The 6,633-nt window shown below is 39.1% G+C and carries 6 protein-coding genes; 1 reads left to right on the forward strand and 5 read right to left on the reverse strand.

The annotated features are described in order from the left end of the window. Window positions 1-196: 196 nt before the first annotated feature. From FNW07_RS10110 to FNW07_RS10130, 5 genes are all read right to left on the reverse strand, one after another. Window positions 197-1,249, reverse strand: a complete 1,053-nt coding sequence (locus FNW07_RS10110; protein ID WP_185964640.1) for an ice-binding family protein — start codon at window positions 1,247-1,249, stop codon at window positions 197-199. A 250-nt stretch (window positions 1,250-1,499) separates the two neighbouring features. Then, window positions 1,500-1,889 carry a DUF1398 domain-containing protein gene (locus FNW07_RS10115; protein WP_126744951.1) on the reverse strand — a complete coding sequence of 130 codons (390 nt, stop codon included), beginning with the start codon at window positions 1,887-1,889 and terminating at the stop codon, window positions 1,500-1,502. A 117-nt stretch (window positions 1,890-2,006) separates the two neighbouring features. Further along, entirely contained in the window at window positions 2,007-2,444 is a 438-nt protein-coding gene (locus tag FNW07_RS10120; protein ID WP_126744952.1) for a DUF1801 domain-containing protein, read from the reverse strand. 244 nt (window positions 2,445-2,688) lie between these two features. Next, entirely contained in the window at window positions 2,689-3,036 is a 348-nt protein-coding gene (locus FNW07_RS10125) for a hypothetical protein (protein WP_126744953.1), read from the reverse strand. Between the two features lie 158 nt (window positions 3,037-3,194). Then, window positions 3,195-3,515: an anthrone oxygenase family protein gene (locus FNW07_RS10130; RefSeq protein WP_158626882.1), complete on the reverse strand. Its 321-nt coding sequence runs from the start codon at window positions 3,513-3,515 to the stop codon at window positions 3,195-3,197. 808 nt (window positions 3,516-4,323) lie between these two features. Between FNW07_RS10130 and FNW07_RS10135 the strand changes: the two genes are divergently transcribed. Beyond that, a partial coding sequence (locus FNW07_RS10135) for a hypothetical protein (protein WP_221931746.1) occupies window positions 4,324-6,633 on the forward strand: 2,310 nt, incomplete at its 3' end.

Genomic DNA, 6,633 nt, shown 5'->3' on the forward strand with positions numbered 1-6,633 from the left:
ATTAAATTTAAATTAATAACTGTAAACATAAATTTAACCCTTAATATCACAAAATCAATACAATAGCCTCAGAAACTATTGTTAAATAGTAACCAGCTTCAATTAGTTTGTAAAAAACAAAGGACAAGAAGATTAGTTCCTGTCCTTTTGCTTTATTAAAATTTTAATTTAAGTATATTACACTATGCTAATAGTATTACGGTTTAGTTACGATATTAGCATCAAGAATTACAGCAGTTTGTGCCAAGGCGCGGCCACTTAATGTTGCTTTCGAAGCAAGTGTAACACCTGTCTTGGACAATATCACACCTTTAAATTGTGCCGTGGTCCCGATACTTACAGTACCCGCAACCTGCCAGAAAATATTTTTGGCTTGTGCTCCTCCGCTTAGGGTAATTTTTACTCCCGAACTTACCGTAAGGTCTCCCGCAATCTGGAAAATCCAAACATCCGTTGCACTTCCTGAAATTATTAAGTTTGTAGGTGCTGTAACCGTATTAGTCCATTTATAAAGACCCTCTGTAAGTGTTTTTCCGCCAATATTTCCTGTACCAAGTTCAGAGAAATCAGGTGAAGGGCGCCCAGCTGCATCATTATAAGCCGTAATCATATTATTTACTGCCGTTGTCAGGTTTGTCGATGTTGGGCTTACCATATCTGCGGCATAAATTTTTCCGGTTACCTGTGCAGAAGTCGCATATCCAGTGGCATTTGTTAAAGAAAGACCTGTGATATAAGATGTAGCTGCCGGACTTAATCCTAAATCACCTGTAATAGCTGAAGTAGGGTTATTGTTGATGGCAGTTTTTGCAAGGATAACATAATTACCTGCTGCTCCTAAGTCAACAGCCGCAAGACCTTGTGCATTGATTCCGGTTGTAAAGTTCCATGTGGTATTAGCGGCAAGCGAAACACCTGCAGCGCTTTTAACACCTGTAGTTATCGTAGCCGTATAAATCGTACCAGCAGTAAGAGCAACTGAGGGCGTAAATGTGGCTGTAGTTCCCGCATAAGCAACAGTACCTAAAACCGTTGTGGTACCTTGCTTTACCATAAAAGTAGTAGTATTAATTGTTGAAGGGTTCATTGGCTCACTGAAAGTAAAGGATATTACTTTATTGAGTGCCACGTTAGTTGCATTGCTGCTTGGACTTTGTGCTGTAATTGTCGGAGTTGTCGGAGCAGGAGCGTCATTATTATCACATCCTACAACTAAGACAACGGCTGCCAGCATAACTGCTGTAAACATTTTTTTTAATTTAATCATTTTGGGTCAGATTAATTTCCGCTACTGGCGGCCAGTTGTGAATGATTTTCACACTACAAAGTTACAGCAGCTCTCTTCCGTATATGTTACACAACTTTATGGAAGAGTTATATAATTCACACTTTTTTTAGAGATGTTAGCCGAAAGCACACTAGGGGTAAATTACGTTAATGAGAATGACAAAATTGATAGCTCCCTTTTTTATTTTCTATTTCTAATTTGTCGCTTTTAATTAATGAGGAATTTCTTCTACCAAAATTTCATTTCTTGCCTTGTCATAATAAGTACAAGTCATTTTGCTCATACAAACAGTCCATTTTTCAATGCCTGATTTGGCGCAATCAGTACAGAAAGTTGGATAGTTTGTTTTTCCCTGTTGGTGTGCCTGAATGTCGATTTTAAACTGTTCACTGTTTGGGGTTTCGGTAATAGCTAAGGCCTCATATTTGGAGGGGCTTGAAGTTCTATAATCATCTGCACCAAAATAGTCGGTATGACCGTCCGTGACAAAAGTTTCATAATAGGTAACGCCTAATTTTTTAATTTCCTGAATGTATGCAGGAAAATCTGCGCCTGATTTCACTTTGCTGTGCGCTGTTTTGATTTGTTCTACTGTAAACATTTTTTCTTTTTTTTAATTTGTTAAACGATTTTTGAAATTACGTAAAAGTATACTGTTCAATGTCCGGTAATAATTTTACTTTTCTCATAGTAGTTGATTCTCATTGTTTATCATTTTCTAGCTCTCTCTGCAAGCACATTCGTGATGTTCGTTGAGATAAGCAATACTTGTTTTGCAAAGGTTTTCTAAGACAGAAACATTTATATCTGCCAGTTTTTTTACATAAATGCAAGCTTTTCCCATCCTAAATTTTCCAAAGTGGTCCAATAGGTGTTCATTGTCCTTTGTTGGGGAGAATACATAAAGTGAGAATTCTGCTTTTCGTGGCGAAAATCCAATTAGTGGGGAATCCCCTTCGTGTCCGCTTGCATACTTGTAATGATAACTACCAAATCCTATAATTGTCGGCCCCCACATTTTGGGTTCAAACCCCGACCATTTTTTCATTAATTCTATTAGTTGAAAACTATCCGCTTTCTTTTGGTCCTTGTCCACATAGGAGTTAATGAAGTCAATGACATTAATTGCTGTTTCAGTTGTCTTATTTTTTGCCATAAATATTCAAATTTCTGTCTTTTTATTGTTTGTTATTATCCGGGACCATGACCGCTATGCTAGTAATTATATCAAATATATAAGTTTTCTAAATAGACGTCAATTTTTCTACTAAGTACACTGGCGTGTGTGATGACAATAAATATATTCTAATAAATGCAGATTTACCTACCCGGGTTCAGGAGAAACAAAAAAAAGGATATCGTTCAGATACCCTTTTCCTGTAGATTATATGTTTGTTTCTCTATTGGTCAGATTTGTCTTCATTTTCAGTATCCCTGCGTGAATTCATTGAACCTTGCTGACCTCTTTTGTCCTGACCTTGTTGTCTTTGATATTGACCCTGCGGGTCTTGTTTGGGTTGTCCTTGTTTGGTCTGTTCCTGCTGCTCCTGCTTTTGCTGTTCCTGCTCACCCGGATTTTGTTGCCCTTGATATGTACCTTGTTGTCCCTGACCTTTGTATGGATCCTGTTGCGCCTGACCTTTTTGGCCTTTGACTTCATTTTGGCCATGACCCTGCTGGTTTTGACCTACCTGGCCCTGATGCTGACCTTGTTTACCCTGACCTTTGTCTTGATTATCTGTACTCATAATATATGTTTTTAAGTTAATAACTATAAAACATAAATTTAACTCTAAATAACAGAAAACCAGTGTAGTTAAGTCAGAAAGTATTGTTAAATGATATATCGATTTTCTCTGCAATATTTTTAAAAGTAAAAAATAGTTAGGCCCAGGAACTCGATGGTTTACTTTTTTATGTGAACCCAAGAAATCAGCATTAAAGCGATTAATTCAGCAATTGTTCTGAGTCTGTGGCATTTCCACCATTCGTCTCTCAAGACGGTCCAATTGGATGGCATATTTTCGGTTTTCCATATCAGCATTTCATTTTGAATTGGTGCATTGCCAAATCGCGAAATTAAAATGCAGCATATAAAGCAAGCTGCGGCCACCAGCAAAGTATAGCAAGCCAATGTATTGGTTCTTTCCCAGTATGCAGCAATTAGGGTAATTATTGCTGCAATTGAAACCAGTGCAACCATAACAATATTGAGCGACTTCAACATATTTTGTTGTTGTTCCAAAAAAGTGTTGCTGGAAAGATTACTGGGATTAAAGCCAATCCATAAAAGATAGCTGCAAGCAGGATGTTTGAAAACCGTAAAAATTTTGCCATATATGTAGTTGCTTACCAATTAAATGCATTCACTTTATCATTGACTAATGCAGCTGCACAAGGAGCGTTATATAGACTATTTGAATTTTTAGTTTCAATTGTAAATGCTCTTGCATAGAAATCCCTTGAGATATTATATTCTTTTGCGTTGTAGCAAGAATCGGCTTTTTTTATTGTATCTACTTCGATTTAGTGGGTGTCAGTCCTTCTTTTCCAACTCCAATGTATATGTCCGTTTTTTGATTAATTATCCTGCAATAAAGTTGAGTTCCTCACTCATTTCTAGAATTTCTTACTAATGTCGGTCTTATATTTTGAAAAGCTAATGTAGTTAATTATTTCCTTCAAAATTTTGGCAAAATAATAATTACATCCGAATTCAATAACTTTTTTTTAACATTCACAATAACTTTTCCATTTTCTTTCATAAATAATTTGTTAAATATCATTTCACAGGTTTTTTTTAGTCTTTAATCGAAAAGCTTTCGAAATATTTAAAAATGTTTTATGAATAATGTAGCTTAGTGTAGAAATACCTGAAAAACATGTAATTACCTTACTTTTTCGAAAGTAAACTTCCTCTGAATCCCCCTTCAGAACACTAATTGCTTCCTACTGCTCACAGGTAAAGTCCCATACTTATGTTTGTTTATTGACTTCGTCGTTATACGTAATTGTTTAAATTTAATATCATTAATATGAAATCATTTATACCTAAATCAACATTTCTGTCCATTATCTTTTTTATAACAAATTTGATATTTGTCGGTACGGCTTATGGACAGGCAACCTTAACTTCTGATCAGACTGATTATGCGCCTGGCAGTACGGCTACATTTACCGGTAGCGGTTTTTACCCCAATGAGGTGGTGAACATGCAGGTACTACATGCCGACGAAACTCCGGATTCAGGAGAAGACCATGGATCCTGGCAAGTCACGGCAGATGCCAGTGGTAATTTTGTAACCACTTGGCATGTCTGTCAAGATGATTGTCTGGATTCTACTTTACGGGCAAGTGCTACCGGACAAAGTTCCGGATATTATGCGGATGTTGTATTTACGGATGCTAACTTAAGTAACTTTACTGTTGGAGCGCAATCCGGGACATTAACCTATGGAATTGGCGGTACGGTAACCTATACCTTTAATGTTACGGCTAATAATAGTGCCGGTAGTTTTACTGCAGTCATGAGTGCAACCAGCTTACCTAGTGGTATAGTCAGTGCTAGTTTTTCGCCAACATCATTTACCCTTGCGCCCAATGGATCCCAAACGGTAGTATTTACGATTCAAACCTCTAATACCACTAATGTGCCAACAGGGTCATTTACCGTAACTGCTACAGGAGGGGGAGGGGCCGGTTCAAAATCTGATACAGCAACATTAGTAATAAGTAAAGCCAACCAAACAATTACATGGGCCAATCCGGCCGATATTACATATGGAACATTATTGGGTGCGACACAACTGAATGCAACAGTCGCCGGGGTAGCCGGTGGATCATCGCCAGGAGCATTAACCTATACACCGGCTTCGGGGATTTTATTAACTGCAGGTGCAAGTCAGAATTTACAGGTAAGTGCTGCGGCAACATCCAATTATAATGCGGCAACAAGGACAGTACAAATCAATGTACTTAAGGCGAATCAAACAATCACATGGAACAATCCGGCTGATATTACTTACGGAACATTATTGGGAGGGACACAACTGAATGCATCTGTTGTAGGAGTAGCGGGTGGATCAACCCCCGGAGCATTAACCTACACACCCATATCAGGAACTTTATTAAATGTAGGAACAAGTCAAAACCTGGTGGTAAATGCACCCGCCACGACAAATTATAATGCGGCGACGAAGACAGTGCAAATCAATGTAAATAAAGCCAACCAGACTATCACATGGGCCAATCCGTCCTCCATTACATACGGAACATTGTTGAGTGCAACGCAGCTTAACGCAACGGTTTCCGGTGCAGCCGGAGGATCGGCACCGGGAGCATTTACATATACACCCACTTTAGGTACTTTATTAGATGCCGGAAGTCAAATCTTACAGGTAAGTGCAGCGGCAACATCAAATTATAATGCTGCAACTAAAACAGTGTCACTCACTGTAAATAAAGCAAACCAAAATATTACATGGGCCGACCCTGCTAATATAACTTATGGAGCATTATTAAGTGCAACAGAGTTAAACGCAACAGTTGCCGGTGTGGCTGGTGGAACATTACCTGGAGCGTTAACTTATACACCCGCAGCCGGTACTTTATTAAATGCTGGGATGAATCAAAACCTGCAGGTAAATGCAGCGGGGACTTCAAATTACAATGCGGCAACGAAGACAGTTAGAGTAGACGTGCTTAAAGCCAGTCAAATCATCACATGGAGCAATCCTGCTGATATTACTTATGGAACATTGTTGAGTGCAACCCAGCTTAACGCAACAGTTACTGGAGTCGTTGGGGGATCACCCACCGGAGCAGTAACCTATTCGCCTACATTTGGTACTTTATTAAATGCTGGAATAAATCAAACCCTTCAGGTAAATGTTGGAGGAACTTCCAATTACAATGCTGCGACAAAAAGCGTTTTGATAACAGTAAATAAAGCAGATGCAACAGTTTCCATTGTTGGATATACCGGAGTTTACGATGCCGCATCTCATGGTGCGAGCGGAACAGCCACCGGAGTTGGCGGAGCTGATCTAAGCGCCGGCCTGAATTTCGGAACTTTTTATACCGATGTTCCCGGAGGAAATGCGCATTGGACTTTCACCGGAGGAACGAATTACTTGGATGAAAATGGCGATGTTTCCATTACCATTTCAAAAGCGGATGCAGTGGTTTCCGTGGTGGGTTATACCGGAGTTTACGATGCCGCATCTCATGGTGCAAGCGGAACAGCCACAGGTGTTGGCGGAGCTGATCTAAGCGCCGGATTGGATTTCGGAACTTTTTATACCGATGTTCCCGGAGGAAATGCGCATTGGACTTTCACCGGAGGA

This window comes from Flavobacterium sp. GT3R68, from assembly GCF_007109225.1.
Lineage (GTDB): Bacteria > Bacteroidota > Bacteroidia > Flavobacteriales > Flavobacteriaceae > Flavobacterium.

Excerpts from the sequence above, each read along its gene's own strand:
- FNW07_RS10110 (WP_185964640.1), bottom strand. The coding sequence starts at position 1,249 with ATGTTTACAGCAGTTATGCTGGCAGCCGTTGTCTTAGTTGTAGGATGT.
- FNW07_RS10115 (WP_126744951.1), bottom strand. The coding sequence starts at position 1,889 with ATGTTTACAGTAGAACAAATCAAAACAGCGCACAGCAAAGTGAAATCA.
- FNW07_RS10120 (WP_126744952.1), bottom strand. The coding sequence starts at position 2,444 with ATGGCAAAAAATAAGACAACTGAAACAGCAATTAATGTCATTGACTTC.
- FNW07_RS10125 (WP_126744953.1), bottom strand. The coding sequence starts at position 3,036 with ATGAGTACAGATAATCAAGACAAAGGTCAGGGTAAACAAGGTCAGCAT.
- FNW07_RS10130 (WP_158626882.1), bottom strand. The coding sequence starts at position 3,515 with ATGTTGAAGTCGCTCAATATTGTTATGGTTGCACTGGTTTCAATTGCA.